This window comes from Actinoallomurus oryzae (genome assembly GCF_039541955.1).
GTDB classification, from domain to species: Bacteria; Actinomycetota; Actinomycetes; order Streptosporangiales; family Streptosporangiaceae; genus Actinoallomurus; species Actinoallomurus oryzae.
The window spans coordinates 32,671-46,749 of record NZ_BAABHF010000048.1 but is presented as its reverse complement, the minus strand read 5'-3'; the positions used below and the strand labels follow the sequence as shown (position 1 = coordinate 46,749).

At 69.7% G+C, this 14,079-nt stretch carries 21 protein-coding genes and 2 pseudogenes; 9 read left to right on the top strand and 14 right to left on the bottom strand.

All coding sequences use genetic code 11. The features are described from left to right. Window positions 1–187: 187 nt before the first annotated feature. Window positions 188–694 (bottom strand): cell division protein SepF, encoded by a 507-nt coding sequence (locus tag ABEA10_RS39610; protein ID WP_345473393.1) that lies wholly within the window; start codon window positions 692–694, stop codon window positions 188–190. A 130-nt stretch (window positions 695–824) separates the two neighbouring features. On the opposite strand from ABEA10_RS39610, the gene ABEA10_RS39605 reads away from it, so the two are divergent. Both ABEA10_RS39605 and ABEA10_RS39600 read left to right on the top strand, forming a co-directional pair. After that, window positions 825–1,067 (top strand): cold-shock protein, encoded by a 243-nt coding sequence (locus ABEA10_RS39605; protein ID WP_345472987.1) that lies wholly within the window; start codon window positions 825–827, stop codon window positions 1,065–1,067. A 54-nt stretch (window positions 1,068–1,121) separates the two neighbouring features. Then, entirely contained in the window at window positions 1,122–1,505 is a 384-nt protein-coding gene (locus tag ABEA10_RS39600; protein WP_345472985.1) for a nuclear transport factor 2 family protein, read from the top strand. A gap of 112 nt (window positions 1,506–1,617) precedes the next feature. On the opposite strand, the gene ABEA10_RS39595 is transcribed toward ABEA10_RS39600, so the two are convergent. The 4 genes from ABEA10_RS39595 to ABEA10_RS39580 form a co-directional block, all read right to left on the bottom strand. Beyond that, complete coding sequence (locus tag ABEA10_RS39595) at window positions 1,618–2,235, bottom strand: hypothetical protein (RefSeq protein WP_345472983.1); 618 nt, start codon at window positions 2,233–2,235, stop codon at window positions 1,618–1,620. After that, window positions 2,235–2,672, bottom strand: coding sequence for a hypothetical protein (locus ABEA10_RS39590; protein ID WP_345472981.1), 438 nt, complete (start codon window positions 2,670–2,672; stop codon window positions 2,235–2,237). The genes ABEA10_RS39595 and ABEA10_RS39590 overlap by 1 nt, the downstream gene beginning before the upstream one ends. A 32-nt stretch (window positions 2,673–2,704) precedes the next feature. Continuing rightward, window positions 2,705–3,103, bottom strand: coding sequence for a YbaB/EbfC family nucleoid-associated protein (locus tag ABEA10_RS39585; protein WP_345472979.1), 399 nt, complete (start codon window positions 3,101–3,103; stop codon window positions 2,705–2,707). A gap of 216 nt (window positions 3,104–3,319) precedes the next feature. Then, a complete protein-coding gene (locus tag ABEA10_RS39580; protein ID WP_345472977.1) occupies window positions 3,320–3,820 on the bottom strand; it encodes an FBP domain-containing protein in 501 nt (166 codons plus the stop codon). A 191-nt stretch (window positions 3,821–4,011) separates the two neighbouring features. Here ABEA10_RS39580 and ABEA10_RS39575 point away from each other — a divergent pair, with 191 nt between their 5' ends. From ABEA10_RS39575 to ABEA10_RS39565, 3 genes are read left to right on the top strand one after another with little or no spacing between them, the layout of a single operon-like run. After that, on the top strand, window positions 4,012–4,419 hold the full coding sequence (locus ABEA10_RS39575) for a YbaB/EbfC family nucleoid-associated protein (RefSeq protein WP_345472975.1): 408 nt from the start codon (window positions 4,012–4,014) through the stop codon (window positions 4,417–4,419). Window positions 4,420–4,442: 23 nt separating this feature from the next. Next, window positions 4,443–4,772, top strand: a complete 330-nt coding sequence (locus ABEA10_RS39570; protein ID WP_345472973.1) for a hypothetical protein — start codon at window positions 4,443–4,445, stop codon at window positions 4,770–4,772. After that, entirely contained in the window at window positions 4,769–5,776 is a 1,008-nt protein-coding gene (locus tag ABEA10_RS39565; RefSeq protein ID WP_345472971.1) for a hypothetical protein, read from the top strand. Before ABEA10_RS39570 ends, ABEA10_RS39565 begins: the two co-directional genes overlap by 4 nt. Before the next feature lie 128 nt (window positions 5,777–5,904). On the opposite strand, the pseudogene narI reads toward ABEA10_RS39565, so the two are convergent. From narI to ABEA10_RS39535, 6 genes and pseudogenes are all read right to left on the bottom strand, one after another. Beyond that, a pseudogene (narI, locus tag ABEA10_RS39560) lies at window positions 5,905–6,429 on the bottom strand (respiratory nitrate reductase subunit gamma); the annotation flags it as partial. Next, window positions 6,408–6,617 (bottom strand): annotated as a pseudogene (locus ABEA10_RS39555) (hypothetical protein); the annotation flags it as partial. The pseudogenes narI and ABEA10_RS39555, both read right to left, overlap by 22 nt. A 103-nt stretch (window positions 6,618–6,720) precedes the next feature. After that, window positions 6,721–7,011 carry a hypothetical protein gene (locus ABEA10_RS39550; RefSeq protein WP_345472969.1) on the bottom strand — a complete coding sequence of 97 codons (291 nt, stop codon included), beginning with the start codon at window positions 7,009–7,011 and terminating at the stop codon, window positions 6,721–6,723. Window positions 7,012–7,413: 402 nt separating this feature from the next. Further along, window positions 7,414–8,001, bottom strand: a complete 588-nt coding sequence (locus tag ABEA10_RS39545; protein WP_345472967.1) for a dihydrofolate reductase family protein — start codon at window positions 7,999–8,001, stop codon at window positions 7,414–7,416. Then, window positions 8,001–8,498, bottom strand: a complete 498-nt coding sequence (locus ABEA10_RS39540) for an SRPBCC family protein (protein WP_345472965.1) — start codon at window positions 8,496–8,498, stop codon at window positions 8,001–8,003. The genes ABEA10_RS39545 and ABEA10_RS39540 overlap by 1 nt, the downstream gene beginning before the upstream one ends. Next, window positions 8,495–8,833 carry an ArsR/SmtB family transcription factor gene (locus tag ABEA10_RS39535; protein ID WP_329248913.1) on the bottom strand — a complete coding sequence of 113 codons (339 nt, stop codon included), beginning with the start codon at window positions 8,831–8,833 and terminating at the stop codon, window positions 8,495–8,497. Before ABEA10_RS39535 ends, ABEA10_RS39540 begins: the two co-directional genes overlap by 4 nt. A 108-nt stretch (window positions 8,834–8,941) precedes the next feature. On the opposite strand from ABEA10_RS39535, the gene ABEA10_RS39530 reads away from it, so the two are divergent. Next, window positions 8,942–9,610: a GNAT family N-acetyltransferase gene (locus ABEA10_RS39530; RefSeq protein ID WP_345472962.1), complete on the top strand. Its 669-nt coding sequence runs from the start codon at window positions 8,942–8,944 to the stop codon at window positions 9,608–9,610. A gap of 58 nt (window positions 9,611–9,668) precedes the next feature. Further along, entirely contained in the window at window positions 9,669–10,568 is a 900-nt protein-coding gene (locus tag ABEA10_RS39525) for a proteasome assembly chaperone family protein (protein ID WP_345472960.1), read from the top strand. 54 nt (window positions 10,569–10,622) lie between these two features. Here ABEA10_RS39525 and ABEA10_RS39520 read toward each other — a convergent pair whose 3' ends face one another. Both ABEA10_RS39520 and ABEA10_RS39515 read right to left on the bottom strand, forming a co-directional pair. Next, window positions 10,623–11,015 carry a hypothetical protein gene (locus ABEA10_RS39520; protein ID WP_345472958.1) on the bottom strand — a complete coding sequence of 131 codons (393 nt, stop codon included), beginning with the start codon at window positions 11,013–11,015 and terminating at the stop codon, window positions 10,623–10,625. 99 nt (window positions 11,016–11,114) lie between these two features. Further along, window positions 11,115–11,360 (bottom strand): hypothetical protein, encoded by a 246-nt coding sequence (locus ABEA10_RS39515; protein WP_345472956.1) that lies wholly within the window; start codon window positions 11,358–11,360, stop codon window positions 11,115–11,117. Window positions 11,361–11,561: 201 nt separating this feature from the next. On the opposite strand from ABEA10_RS39515, the gene ABEA10_RS39510 reads away from it, so the two are divergent. Together ABEA10_RS39510 and ABEA10_RS39505 are read left to right on the top strand one after the other, a co-directional pair. Next, on the top strand, window positions 11,562–12,404 hold the full coding sequence (locus ABEA10_RS39510) for a DUF5919 domain-containing protein (RefSeq protein ID WP_345472954.1): 843 nt from the start codon (window positions 11,562–11,564) through the stop codon (window positions 12,402–12,404). Further along, entirely contained in the window at window positions 12,401–13,225 is an 825-nt protein-coding gene (locus tag ABEA10_RS39505) for an inositol monophosphatase family protein (RefSeq protein WP_345472952.1), read from the top strand. The genes ABEA10_RS39510 and ABEA10_RS39505 overlap by 4 nt, the downstream gene beginning before the upstream one ends. 35 nt (window positions 13,226–13,260) lie before the next feature. Here the strand turns inward: ABEA10_RS39505 and ABEA10_RS39500 are convergent, their stop codons facing one another. Continuing rightward, window positions 13,261–14,016, bottom strand: coding sequence for a sulfite exporter TauE/SafE family protein (locus ABEA10_RS39500; protein WP_345472950.1), 756 nt, complete (start codon window positions 14,014–14,016; stop codon window positions 13,261–13,263). Window positions 14,017–14,079: the final 63 nt, after the last annotated feature.

The following is a 14,079-nucleotide window of genomic DNA, read 5'->3' as shown; positions in this document are numbered from 1 at the left end:
CTGCTCCGGGCCCGCACCACACGCCGGACAGGGGGAAGGCACACCCGTCTCCCACGCCTTCCGCAAGCCGTCCTCGTCCACGTCCGCATCGTAAAGCGACGGTGCCGGACAGACGGACCGCATGGACTCGTGGCGAGTCCGACGCGCGGGCACGCCCTCCGTACGGGACGGCTCTGTCGCGACGCCTTCAGGTGAATTCCGGGGCGGCCTCTTCGGCTCCGTCTCCGGCGGTGCTCGGCCTGGTCAGCCCGGACGGAACGAGCATGAAGACCTTGGGGCTGAGGCGTTCCATGTCTCCGCCGCGTGCGCAGATGAGGCCTGCGGCGAAGTCGATGAGTTGTCTGGCCTCGTCGTCCGTCATGGCCGTCAGGTCCATCACGACCGGAACGCCCTCGCGGAAGTAGTGCCCGACGTACAGCACCTCGTTGTAGTCGCGCGGCCGCAACCGCTTGATGATGCCCGTCGTGGTGCTCGGCGTGGCCGGCTCCGAGGGAACGAGCATGAAGACCTTGGGGCTGAGGCGTTCCATGTCTCCGCCGCGTGCGCAGATGAGGCCTGCGGCGAAGTCGACGAGTTGTCTGGCCTCGTCGTCCGCCATGGCCGTCAGGTCCATCACGACGAGTACGCCCTTGCAGAAGTAGTGCCCCACATGCCGGACGTCGTTGTAGTCGCGGGGACGTACTCTCTCGACCATCACGTCGTCAGTCTTCCTCAGCCGACCGGAGCATCAAAGAGATCCACGGCAGATGTCCCCGAGCGGGCCGGCCAGGAGCCCGGCCCGTACTCCGCGGAACAGAGGAAACGACCGACGTTATCCTGCGAACGTGCCCTCCAGCGAGCACCGTACCGGTGAAACAGATGCGCTCGTCCGCGAATGGCGGTCCGAGGAGGGGTGGGGCGTGCTCGACTCCGCCGAGACACCGGGCGGCTGCTGGGCGCATTTCAGCAATATCGCCGCGCCCGGCTACCGCGAGCTGAACGCCGGGCAGCGTGTCCGCCTTGAATGGGAGTCACCGGGACAGGACCGCTATGACTTCCGGGCCATCCGCGTCGTCCCCCGGCAATGACGGGCGGCAGGCCCCCGTCAGTAGCCCCGGCCGGGGGCGGACATAATCGCGGTCATGGATTCTGTTTCGGCGCGGAAGTTCGCAGCTGACTGGGAGGCGGCGTGGAACGCCCATGACCTGGACGCCCTGCTGACCCACTTCGCGGACGAGGTGACGTTCCGGTCACCGGTCGCGGCGCAGCTCGTCGGCGGCGACGGGGTCATCCGTGGCAAGGAGGCGTTGCGCGCGTACTGGTCGGAGGGGCTGCGACGCATCCCCGACCTGCGGTTCGAGGTCGTGGGCACGTACGTCGGTGTCGACTGCGTGGTCATCAACTACCGCAACCAGAAGGGCGGCCTGGTCAACGAGGTGCTGATCTTCGACGGCCCGCTGGTGGTCGAAGGGTACGGCGCCTACCTCGGCGACGATGCGAACCCCGCCGGCGCCACATCCGACTGACCCGAACCGCGCCGTCGCCGGACAGCCACCCCGCAGGTGACCCGGCAGCCGCGGCCCATGGGCGGACGGGGGTCAAAGAGAACGCGCGGGGCTCTCTCCGGTGAGGCACACGCTATTCGTCGGTCAGCTTGTCGCCCGTCTTCGCGGCATCGGGGGTGAAGCGCTTGACGATGTCGTCGTAGAGCTTGGCCTCCTGCTTGATGGCCGAGATGCTGTTGGCCATGGTCGCGCGGAAGTTCGCCAGGTTGGCCTGGTCGGCCAGGTCGAAAACGCCGATCATCGCCACCGCGCGTTTGTGGATGGCACCGTCGTCGGACCAGGGCAGCCACGCCCATTTCTGGTTGTCGTCGAGGTACTTCTTCAGCTCCGAGAGGTTCTTGATCGCGGCGTTCTTGTACGCGATGAGGGCCGCGTTCATGGCGAGGAGCGCCGCCGACACCCGTTTGAACGACCGGGTGAGGTCGGTGACGTTGCGGGCAGGGACATCGCGCCAGTACTTCGCGAACGCGTCGATCGCGGGCCCCTCGTTCTTCTGGAGCACCTTCTTGATCGCGTCTTCGGGGTTGAGCTCGTTGAGCTCGACCTCGACCTCGCGATCGTTCCAGGAGTCACCGCTGACCTTGAAGTTGATCTCGTCGTCGGTCGGCCAGCGGAACTTCATCGCGCCGTCCGAGGTCCAGCGCTTGACCAGGTCCGCCAGGTCACCTGGCAAGGTGATGGTCTCTGCCATCAGCCACCTCGATTCTGGGTCTTGTCGAGTGCGTTGAAGATGGCGGTGATGTTCTTGTCTTCGACGGCCTTGGCGTTCAGCGCCATCCGGTCCAGGCCATAGCCGCCATACTCGGCCTGCTGAGAGGTGGTTTCGACCGCCTTTTCGGCGGCCCTGTACACCGTCTCGAACGTGGTAAAGAAGTCCTTCGTCAGAAAGATCTGCCACGACTCCGGCTTGAAGTCGTCGAGGGTCTGGTAAGTCTCCTGGTCAGTGAGCGCTTCGAAGTCCTTCACCAGCAGCAACGACATGCGTTCGTGAGCCGGCAGTGTCGTCGATGCCGGCCACGAACCGTACTGACTCCCACCTGCCGGGTTGTAATGCTCATGGGTCTCGTCGGTAGCGGAGCTTATGCTCTGCGCAGCCTCCGTCAGCGAACTCTCGTCGTATTTCGGCATCTGAATACCGACCTCTCTCGCCGGACCGTCGACTACCGGCTGCTTCTCAAGCCGGCTATCAGGCGATTGATCTCTTCCATGCGAAGGGAGTACTCCGCGTTGATCTCTTCCAGCTTCGCGCGCAGCGCGTCCTCCGAGGCCACCGCCGGGTCATGCTCGCCCAGCCGGCCGAACCAGTCGCGCTGCGCTTCGCGTACCGCCTCACGGGTCAGTTCCTCAAGGGCCTGCGCGCCCTTCCGGAGCGCCCGCGGATTGATCGCCACGGTGTCGACCAGACCGTCGGTGCCGATGGTGACCTTCACGCTCTCGTCCTCCGACGCCCCGTGCCCGGTAGGGGGCGAAGCAGGAGCGACCGGCCCGCCCGGCCAGGCCGTCCCGCTCGATTCGGGCGTGGCACCTCGTCTCGGGGGACGACTGCGGGTGTCATCCATGAACGGCACCATCCTCCTCGTACGGGGTGGTTCATTCAGCGTGCGATTCGGCGTGGCTGAAAAGCGGTTAGAGAGTAACAGAAATGCCGGTAATCACATGGCATCTCGTGATAACTCCGGCGCACCGATGATTGCCCTCGGACGAGCGGGCGGACCCCGTACGGAATCCGCCCGTTGATCGCTTCGCGGCCGGGCCCGCGGCCGTCCGTTCGGAGGTCAGGAGTCCAGCACCCGATCGACGAACGAGGCGAGATTGACCAAGGTGCGGTCGATCTTCGCCTGGAGGGGGAGGTCCTCCTCGAACCGCGCGCCGAGGCCGGTCTCCTTCCTGCCACGTACGTACAGCGAGCAGGCCAGGTCGGCGCACATGTAGGCGCCCACGGTGTTGCCCTGCCGTCCCGCCGCGCCCGCCCGCGGCGCGGCCAGCAGGGACACGCCCGTACCCGGGTGGGTGGTGACGCACAGCGAGCACACCGTGGTCTTGGTGAAGCTGCGGCGGACACCCTGGGGAGCGCGCAGGGTGACGCCGACCAGGCGGCCGCCGTGCTCGACCACGATGTATCCGCGGTCGGGCGCACCGGGGTCGCGCCAGCCCAGGAAGTCGAGGTCGGCCCAGGGCTGGTCGGACAGCGGCTTGGGCAGGTTGATGCGCTTCATCTCGCTCTTGGAGCAGTTGACGAAGGAAGCGCGGATGTCGGTTTCGTCGAGCGTTTCCATGATGGCCGCAAGCTAACAGCAGGTGAGACCGGACGTCGTCCGAATATTTCCTGCTCAGCCCCGCTCCGACACACAGACGCCGACACACAGACGCCGACGCGCGGAGGAGCGTAACGGGAACTTAACGCGCCGGCCCCTCCGGGAGAAACAGGCCGTGAATAACGTGCCGGCAGCGATCACCAGGAGGGCGAATGGACGACGCGGTGGATGCCGGATCGCGGCTTCACGACATGGTCGCGACGATCACCCGCCAGAACACCGCACTGCGCGAGGCGCAGACACGGATGAGCGAGCTGCGCGGCACCGGCCGGGCCGCCGGCGGTCGGGTGACGGTCGAGGTCGACCGGTTCGGCGCGCTCACCGGGTTGCGGATCGACCCGCGGGCGCTGCGCCTCAGCACCGAGGCGCTCGCCGAGGCGATCCTCGACGCGGCGCGGCAGGGCGTACGGGACGTACGGGCGCGGGCCGACGAGATGATGCGGCCACTCGTCACCGGGCCGACGGGCGCGAACGCCGTCGCCGATGCCGACCTCGGCGGGCACGACCTCGACGACATCCTCGCCGCGCTCCGCGACGTACGGCACGACCTGCGCATGTGACCCGGCAGCCGAGTGGAGAGCCGATGCACATCGACCACACCGAACTCGAACACGCGGCACGGGCCTTCGTGGCCGAGGATCGCGACCTCGCGTCCCTGGTGAACCGTCTCCTCGGGAGGATCGATGATCTGGGAGACATCTACGGCGACGACGACGCCGGGCGAGCGGCCAAGGCGGGGTTCGCCACGGCACGCGAGAAGACCGCCGAGTACTCCGGCGCGCTGTGCGCCGCCTACGGCGCGGTCGGCGTCAACCTCGCCCTCATGAGCACGGACGTGGGCCGGGCGGACTGGGACGGCATCGCCGCCCTGCCCCGGGTCGATCGGACGAGCGTGCCGCGGTTCACCTCATGACGCCGGAGGACGTCCTGCTGTGGGTCGCGGGTGTGCGGATGCCCAAGGCCGACAGCCAGGGAGCGCGGACGATGGCCGGCTACTACCGGAGCATCGCGGACGCCGTCGACCGGAGCGGTACGGCTATGGAGAAGGTCGCCGGCCAGGTGAAGAGCCACAACGACGGTGACGGACCCGCCGCGTTCCAGCGGTACTGGGACGGGCCCGCGCCCACCGGAGCGGTCCCTCCGTCGGCCCATCCGGCCGCCGTCTCCGGGTACGCGCGCGAGGTCGCCGAGCAGCTCGAGCGGTTCGCCAAGGTCAACGACGAGATACGCGCGGCGCTGTGGGTGCTGGCGATCCAGATGTACGCCAACATCATCTTCACCATCTGCTACGGCTGGCTGACCGGCGCTTTGGAGGCCCGGTTGCTGATGCTGGTCGGGCAGGCCCGCTGGTACGGCAGGATCCGCGACGGCCTCGTCCAGCTGCTCGTCAAGCGGGTGATCTACGCCCTGGCCGACAGCGTCGCGTACGCGGGCGGGCAGCAGGCCCTCCAGCTCGGCATCTACGGCACCAGCCTGGCCGCCGGCGTCGACCGCGAGACGCTGACGAAGGCGGCCGGCTACGACCCGCTGTCGGTCCGGGCGAACGCCGTGCAGCTCGCCGACGGGTTCGCCGGCAACCTGGCCTACGACGCCGTCGCCGACGCGCTGCCCGGGCTGAACCCCGCGTCGAGGTACCGGCAGACGTTCGGCCGGTACTTCCTGCGCCGGCCGGGCGTCGCGGGCGCGGTCGGCGGCCTGACGACGCGCCTGGCGGCCTCGAACGCCTACACGTACGCGAGCAACGTCACCGACTCCTACCTGGAGGGCGACGGCGACGGATGGACGAAGCCGCCCGCACTCCGGCAGGAGGCCGCCAAGCTCTTCATGCACGTGCCACGGATCTTCGTGAAGTACCCGCTGCGCTGGAAGAACTGGCCGGACGTTGGAGCCCAGACGGCCGGCCCCGGCACGCCCTGAGCCGTCCGGCCGCCGCAGGAGAGGGTCTCCCAGCCGCGGCGGGGTGGGCGGTTTCCGAGGCCCGTGTCGCGGCTCCGGTAGACGATGTACGGGCGGGTGAGATAGCCGACGGGCGCGGTCAGCATGTGCACGAGGCGGGTGAACGGCCAGATCGTGAACAGGGCCAGGGCGCTGAGGGCGTGCAGCCGGAACAGGATCGGCACCCCGGCCATGTACTCGGCGTGCGGCCGCAGGTAGAAGACCGAGCGGAACCAGGGCGAGACGGTCTCGCGGTAGTCGTATCCGCCGCCGACGACGTTCGCGGCGACCGTGGCCGACAGGCCGAGCACGATGACCAGAGTGAGCACGGCGTACATGAGCTTGTCGTTGCGCGTGGTGGCGGAGAAGACCGGGCCGACCGTACGGCGGCGGTAGATGAGGATGGCCAGGCCCGCCAGGGTGCAGAAGCCGGCCGCGGTGCCGAGCGTGACGGCGCCGAGGTGGTAGGCGTGTTCGCTGACGCCGACGGCCTTGGTCCAGCTCTTCGGGATGACGAGGCCGCCGATGTGGCCGAGGAGCACGAGCAGGATGCCGAAGTGGAAGAGCGGGCTGCCGACGCGGAGCAGGCGGCTCTCGTACAGCTGGGAGGAGCGTCCTTGACGTACACCTTCCACGAGCAGGACCCGGTGCAGTTCACCCCGTGCGTGGAGCGCACCACCTTGTCGTGCGACCACCGGTCCCGGTAGAACGCGTCCGCCTGCCGCCCTTCGGACTTGAACAGCGCGCGCTGGTCGGAGGAGACCTCGGCGCGGGTGAAGAACCGGCGGGTGCCCACCAGCGCCTCTTCCAGCGGCCCGTCCATCCGCGCCCGCGGTTTGGCTGAACCCACCGTCGTGCTCCTTCCCGGCGCGGAACCGGCCGCCGCCCTGGTCGTCAGGCATGATCGGCGACGACCCGGCCGGGCCTCACCGCTCGTCGTACAGCCGTCGCGGTGAAGACCGCCGACGCGGCAGCGCCGCCGCCACCGCGTACACCGCCAGCAGCACCGCGGTCACCACGAACGGCGTCGCCGTCCTCCCGGCCAGCCCCAGGTACAGCACCGGAACGATCGTGGCCGCCGACACCAGCGGGAACATCACCCGCCCGCCGAACCGGTCGGTCAGCGCCCCCACGGGAGCGCGTCCCAGCGACCCCACCACCACCGGTACCCCCACTTCGCTCGTCCGGGGCTCGGCATGCTCCAACGATCCGTCCATCGCTCGGAATCCTCCGTGGCACCTCATGGCGCATGGCACATGACCGCTGCCTGTTCCCGGTCTGCGGCGGTGTATTCATGATCGACCGCCTTGGCCGAACCAACTCTGGCCGACACGATCAGCCGGCGACAGGGACCTTGGTCCTGCGAGAGGCGGGCCCGACTTCCCCCGCTGGACGAAGAGTTCGAAAGCCGAGGTGGTCGCCGGCCCCGGGCATGCCGTCGCCGGATCGACACGCGAGGCGGATCGATCCGGCGATATCGGAGAGGGCGAAGCGGCGGGTGGGTCCAGCCGCCCTCTGCTGCGAAACCCGCTCAGCCAGTCGGTTGCACGGCCCGCTGACTCGTACGCCCGCTCTCACCTGCGGCTCGGCTTGCCCCCTTCATCCAATATCTGCCCATTTCAGCGCTCGACCCGATAGCGCAGATGAGTGACCCCGGCCCCGTTGATGATCGTGGGATCGGAGAGCCGGACCTCTTTGACATCGTCGAGGTAGCGGATGCCCTCGCCCAGGAGCACCGGCACGAGATCCATCCAGACCTCGTCCAGCAGCCCTGCCCGCAGGCACTGCTGGGCGAGGTTCGCGCCCGACACGCTGACGATCCCCTCGCCCGCGACCGCGGTGGCCTTCGCGACGGCGCTCTCCAGGTCGCCGACGAAGGTGTACGGCGCCTCGGTACGCGCGGGCCAGTCCGCAGGCGGCGGCCGGTGGCTGACCACGAACGTCGGCACGCCCAGCGGCGGGCGGCCGCCCCAGCCACGGGTGTGGTCGAACAGCCGGCGGCCGCACACGAAGGCGCCCCGGCGTTCGATCATCTCCCGCCAGTGCCGCGCGCTCGCCTCGGAGACGCGCAGCGTCAGCGGGTAGCCGGGCGGGCGCACCTCCACGTCACCGGAGTGATGCCAGTCGAAGAGCGGGCCGACCGAATCGTCGGGCCGGGCGACGAAGCCGTCGAGGGACGTGCAGAAGCTGGATATGACCGTGGCCATCAGTCATCGTCCTCAGGAAGCAGCGGTAGGTCCCCGCCGGCCACCTCGTCCAGGCGATCCATCGACTCGACGATGCCGTGCTCCATGCCGCTGGCGAGGGCGGCGTCGCGCGCCTCCACGGAGGGGAAGACGGTGTGGGTGTGCAGCCGGGTGCGGCCGCCGAGGTCCTCGTAGGTGGTGCAGTCGACACTGACGACGTCCGGCGCGCCCGCGTACTCGAACGTCTGGACGATCCGCTCTTCCGGGACGACGGTGTGGAACACGCCGCGGAAGGCGTACTCGTTGCCCGCCGCGTCGCGGTGCACGTAGCCGTAGGACCCGCCGGTGCGCGCGTCGTAGGAGTGCAGGTCCATCTCCAGCTCGCGCGGTCCGAGCCAGCGTGCGACCAGCTCCGGGTCGGTGGACGCGCGGAACACCTTGGTGCGGCTCGCCTCGAACTCGCGTACGACGTCGATGAACGGCGTGCCCGGGGGCGCGGTGATGGTCGTGGGGTTCATTGGTCCTCCATTTCCTCCAGTACGGCGTCGAGCCGGCGGTGACGCCGTTCGACCTCCAGCCGATAGGTGTCGATCCAGCTCGTGAGCGCCTCCAGCGCCGCCGGGTCGAGGTGGCAGGGACGCCGCTGGCCGTCGCGGCTGCGCGTGATCAGCCCGGCCGCCTCCAGCACCTGGATGTGGCGTGAGATCGCCTGCTTGGTGATGGAGAAGGGCTCGGCCAGCTCGTTCACCGTCGCGTCGCCGCGCGACAGGCGCGCGACCAGAGCACGGCGTACCGGATCGGCCAGTGCGGCGAACGCACGGTCGAGGCGTCCCTCAGCTTCGTCAACGGTCATCTTTATCAACCAAACTGTTTATCAACGAACAGGTTGACTATAAGCGGTGGGGTCGAGGGTCGTCAAGGCGTGTGAAGCCGCGAGCGAGGGGTGGAGAATTAGGCGACGATGTCCCCAGCGTCATCGTCGGCTCCCGCTCGTTGGATCCTTGAGGACAAGCCGGTACGAGCGTGTTTCGCCCATGACGGGACCGGTGAGGTCCATATCGAGGAGGAGAGACCGCTGGCGAGCATCGCCATTGAACTGCACGACGTCGACGGCGACGAGGCCGCGCGGCGCATCGACGAGTACCACGACCTTTACGCCGAGATCTACGCCGGAGAGCCGTACTCCTGGGGGCCGGAGTACGCCGAGCTGTTCCAGCGGCGTTTCGACACGCACCGGCAGCAGGCCGGGTTCGCGCTGGTGGAGGCCAGGACCACGGGCACTCTCATCGGGCTCGGTTACGGCATCTCGCTGTCACCGGCGATCCCGTGGTGGCAGAACCTCATCACGCCCATCCCGCCCGAGGTCACCGACGAGCCGCCCGGCCGCACCTGGGCGCTGACCGAGCTCATGATCGGCGAGCGGTGGCGGCGGCTGCACCTCGCCGAGGCCGTTCACGACCGCCTACTCGCCGGCCGTACGGAGGAGCGGGCCACCACGACCGTGCTGCCCGCCGCCACGGCCGCACAGGCCGCCGTGCTCAAGTGGGGCTGGGAGAAGGTCGGCCGGAAGCGCAACCCGCTGCCCGGGGCACCGGTCTTCGACGTGCTGGTGAAGCCGCTCGAACGGTAATGGAATTCACCTTGCTCGTCACGCGTTCGTACATGCGTAACCGGGCTAGGGAGGACTCGTGACGGACCAGACGCGGCTGTACACGCTGGCCGAGGAGATTCCCGAGCTGGAACGGCCGGTGCTGCTCTACTTCCTGGACGGTTTCATGGACGCGGGCGCCGCGGGCCGTCTCGCCGCCGACCACCTGCTGAGCTCCATGGGCCCCCGGACGGTGGCCACCTTCGACATCGACTCGTTGCTGGACTACCGCTCCCGGCGGCCGCCCATGGTCTTCGACACCAATCGCTGGGTCGACTACAAGGCGCCCGAGCTGAGCCTTCGGGCCTGTGAGGACGCGGTCGGCGTACCGTTCCTCGTGCTGTCCGGGCCCGAGCCCGACCGGTCGTGGGAGGCGTTCAGCGCGGCCGTGGTCGAGCTGGTCCGGCGGCTCGACGTGAGCCTGTCGGTCGGCCTGCACGGCATCCCGATGGCGGTGCCGCACACCCGCGAGACCGAGCTGACGCCGCACGGCAACCGGCCCGACCTGCTCGGCGAGAGCACGTCGTGGATCACGCGGGTCGAGGTGCCGGGCAGCGCCGGTGCGCTGATCGAGTACCGCCTCGACGAGGCGGGACACGACGCGATCGGCTTCACCGCGCACGTGCCGCACTACCTGTCGCAGGCGGAGTACCCCTCCGCCGCGATCGCCCTGCTGAACGGCGTCACCGCCGCCACCGGCCTGGCCTTCCGCACCGCCGAGCTGGAAGAGGCCGCCGCGCGGGCCAGGAAGCAGATCGACGACCAGGTCGCCGCCTCCGAGGAGATCGCCGAAGCGGTCCGCGGGCTGGAGGCGCGGTTCGACGCCGTGGCGGCGGCGAGCGACAACAGCCTCCCGATGGCCGGCCCGGACGCGCGCATGCCGGACGCCGAAGAGATCGCGGCCGAGTTCGAGCGGTTCCTGGCCGAGCAGGAGGAGTAAGACCCCGCTCGAAGGGCCCGACGCCGGCGGCATCGGGCCCCGTCGATGACCCCGTCAGCCGCCGCAGGCCGCCTTGAGATGGACGCCGGCGGTGGTCAGCGGTGCCGTGTCGGGCATCTGGGGCGTTCCCCCGCTGCCCAGCGCCTTCATCTGCTGGCCGAGGCTGTCCATCGCGGACGCGGCCTCGTTGGCCGCCTTCTCGACGTCGTCGTCGCCGGAGTCCTTGCCCTGCTCGCGCATCTGCTGGGCACCGTTGGAGTACGTCTCGGCAAGGGCGTTCGGATTGTTGATCTGGGTCATGCCCGTCTTGCTGACGTTTCCGATGGTCTGCTGAAGCTTGTCGCAGGCGGACTTCTTCTGCTCGCTGCCGCCGCACGCGGTCGCGGAAAGCGCCAGGGCGGCGGTGACGACGCTGACCACGGTGATCCGCACGCCTGAAGTGCGCACTGAAATCGACTCCTCGCTGTCGGGGGTGGGGCCGGCCGTACGGGTGGCTCGGCCGGACCCTCCCTTCGACACCTCAGGGGTCACATCGGTTCCGTCTTTTCACTCGCGATCTGCCGCGGCACGCCGGACTTCGGTCGCGATCCGCCGTGCCGCCCCCGCCGGGTCGTCCGCCGCGTGCCGGCTGCCGTCGCGACGGCACCACTCGAAGAAGCCGTCGCATACGTCGATCGAGATCCACAGGCGGGGGTTGCGGCGGCTCTGACGCACGGACACCGCCGGCTTGGCGTCGCTCATGCCCACGTCGAGCCCCAGCAGCGCGAGCTCCCGGCACAGTGCCGCGAGCAACCGGAGTTGGTCGCTGTGCTCGATGCTGATCGCCCCCGTGCGCTCGCCGGGCCACCAGCATCGCGCCGCCGGGCGTCGCGTGGCGAGCGTGTCGCGGCGGCGTTTTCGACGTCATTGTCTACTCTCCGTCTCGACTTCGTCTCCCTAGGTAATGGAATGCCATTATTCTGTGCCGCGGACCCGACGAGAAAGGGGCGGACGGTGTCCGGTCGGCCGATCCTGCTCCAAATCCTGCTGCGGCAGCGGCAGTGGCATCGCTACGGGCTCTTCCGCGCCGCCTACGACGAAGCCGCACGCCGGATCGACCGCGACCTCGTGGGCACGGCGCCGAGCCGGGCGCAGCTGCATCGCTGGACCTCCGGCGAGCTGAAACGCCTCCCCTACACCGACCACTGCCGGGTGCTCGAGCACATGTTCCCCGGCTGGACGGCCGATCAGCTGTTCGGTCCGTGCCCGGACGACGTCCTGACCCCGCCGCCCTCCGCGGACGCCCGTGCCGACGGGCCGATGGCCGACGTCGCCGCCGTCTTCCCCACCCGGGCCGACTTCACCGGCGCGGTTCCGCCGTACGCCCTGTTCGACGCCGCCGCCGACATCAGGGCCGTCGGCCTGTCGCTCAACCTCATCTGCCAGCAGTACCCCGACCAGCGCCTGCACGGCCTCATCGAGAAGGGCACGACGCTGCGCTGCCTCTTCCTCGACCCCGACGGCGAGGCCATCCGGGCGCGCGAGCGCGAAGAGGGCTACACCGACCATCACCTGATCACGCTCACCAGGCTCAACATCGAGGTGCTCTCCCGGCTGCGTGCCCGGCTGCCGGACGCCGCACGCGACCGGCTGTCCATCGCCGTCTACGACGAGACCATCCGGTTCGGCATCGTGCTGGTCGACGACACCACGTGCGTCGTGCAGCCCTACCTGCCGCAGGCCCGCGGCGTCGACTCGCCGACCTTCATGCTGCGCAGGTCGTCCGAACAATCGGGGCTTTACAACACATTTGAGCGGATTTATACCGAGTTATGGGAACGGAGTCGGCCGGTATGACGGCGTCCCCCGGAGCGCTGGTGCCCGTCGCTCTGGAGGCGGTCGCCCTCGCCGGCGACCTCATCCGGTCGCGGCGGCCCGGCACGCTCACCGCCAAGGGCGACCGCGACATGGCGAGCGAGCTGGACTTCGCGGTCGAACGCGCCGTCCGTGCCCGTCTGCGGCTCCGCACGCCCGAGGTGGCCGTCCTCGGCGAGGAGGAGGGAGTCACCGGACGCTACGACGGCGATCTGCTGTGGGCGCTCGACCCGATCGACGGCACCGCCAACTTCGTGCACGGCCTGCCGCTGACCGGCGTCTCCCTGGGCCTGCTGCGCGGTGACCGCCCGGTGCTGGGCGTGATCGACCTGCCGTTCCTCGGCGCGCGCTACTGGGCGGTGGAGCACGCCGGCGCCTACGAGGGCGACCGGCGGATCTCCGCGAGCCGTACGGGCGGCCTCCGCGAGGCGATCGTGGCGATCGGCGACTACGCCGTCGGCGCGGGCGCCGAAGAGCAGAACGCCCTGCGCCTCGCGCTCACCGAGCGGCTGGCCGGCCGGGTCCAGCGCGTGCGCATGCTCGGCTCGGCCGCCATCGACCTCGCGTGGGTCGCGGAGGGCAAGCTCGACGCGTGCGTCGCCCTGTCGAACAACCCCTGGGACACCGCGGCCGGCGTCGTCATCGCCCGTGAGGCCGGCGCCGTCGTGATCGACCTGGACGGCTCCGACCACACCGCCGCCTCGGCCGCCACGATCGCCGTCGCCCCGCGCGTGGCCGGCGAGCTCCTCGACCTCGTCCAGTCCTGGCGGCAGGTGGCCCCGCCGCACGCCCGCGGTGCCTGATCGGGCCGTGGTCATCCCCTGCCGAGACTCACCGGTCAGCGGTAGGCGTCGTAGCCGAGCTTGACCGCGACCGCCAGGCCGCAGACCACCACGACCATCCGCAGCGCCTCGCCCGGGAGCCGGCGTACGAGGGAGGGGCCGAGCCAGCCGCCGGCCAGAAAGCCGGCCGCCAGCGGCAGCACGGCGACCCACCGCACCGGGCCGAAGGCGGCGAAGCCCAGCGCGGCGACCCCGTTGCTCAGCCCGGCCACGACGTTCTTGACCGCGTTGACCCGGATCAGCGGGAGTTCGAGCATCGCGCCGAGCACCGCGAGCATCAAGATGCCGCCGGCCGCGCCGAAGTAGCCGGTGTAGATCGAGACGGCGAACACCGCGAAGCGCAGCGGCGCGCTGTGCTCGCCGCCCACGGCGGTCGCGACGGCGGTGATGCGCCGCTGCGCGAGCAGCACGAGGCAGGCCGCCGCGACCAGCACCGGCGCGACGTACTCGAACGCGCCGGCCGGTGTGAGGAGCAGCAGCGCCGCCCCGGTGGCGCCGCCGAGCGCGGTCAGCGCGCCGATGCGCACGACCCGGCCGGACTGACCGGCCAGTTCCCGCTGCGAACCGGCCGCGGCCCCGACCGCGGTGAAGAGCAGGGCGACGGTGTTCGTCACGTTCGCGCTCAGCGGCGGGATGCCCAGGGCCAGCAGCGCCGGATAGGAGACGATCGACGCGAGGCTGACCACCGTGCTGACGACTCCGGCGACGACCCCCACACCAAGCAGAATCAGGACATCGGTGACGATCACCATGCAACCCAAGCACAGAGGACATCCGGCCCCGGCCTCGCCCCGTCCACCGCCCGGCCGGTCCGG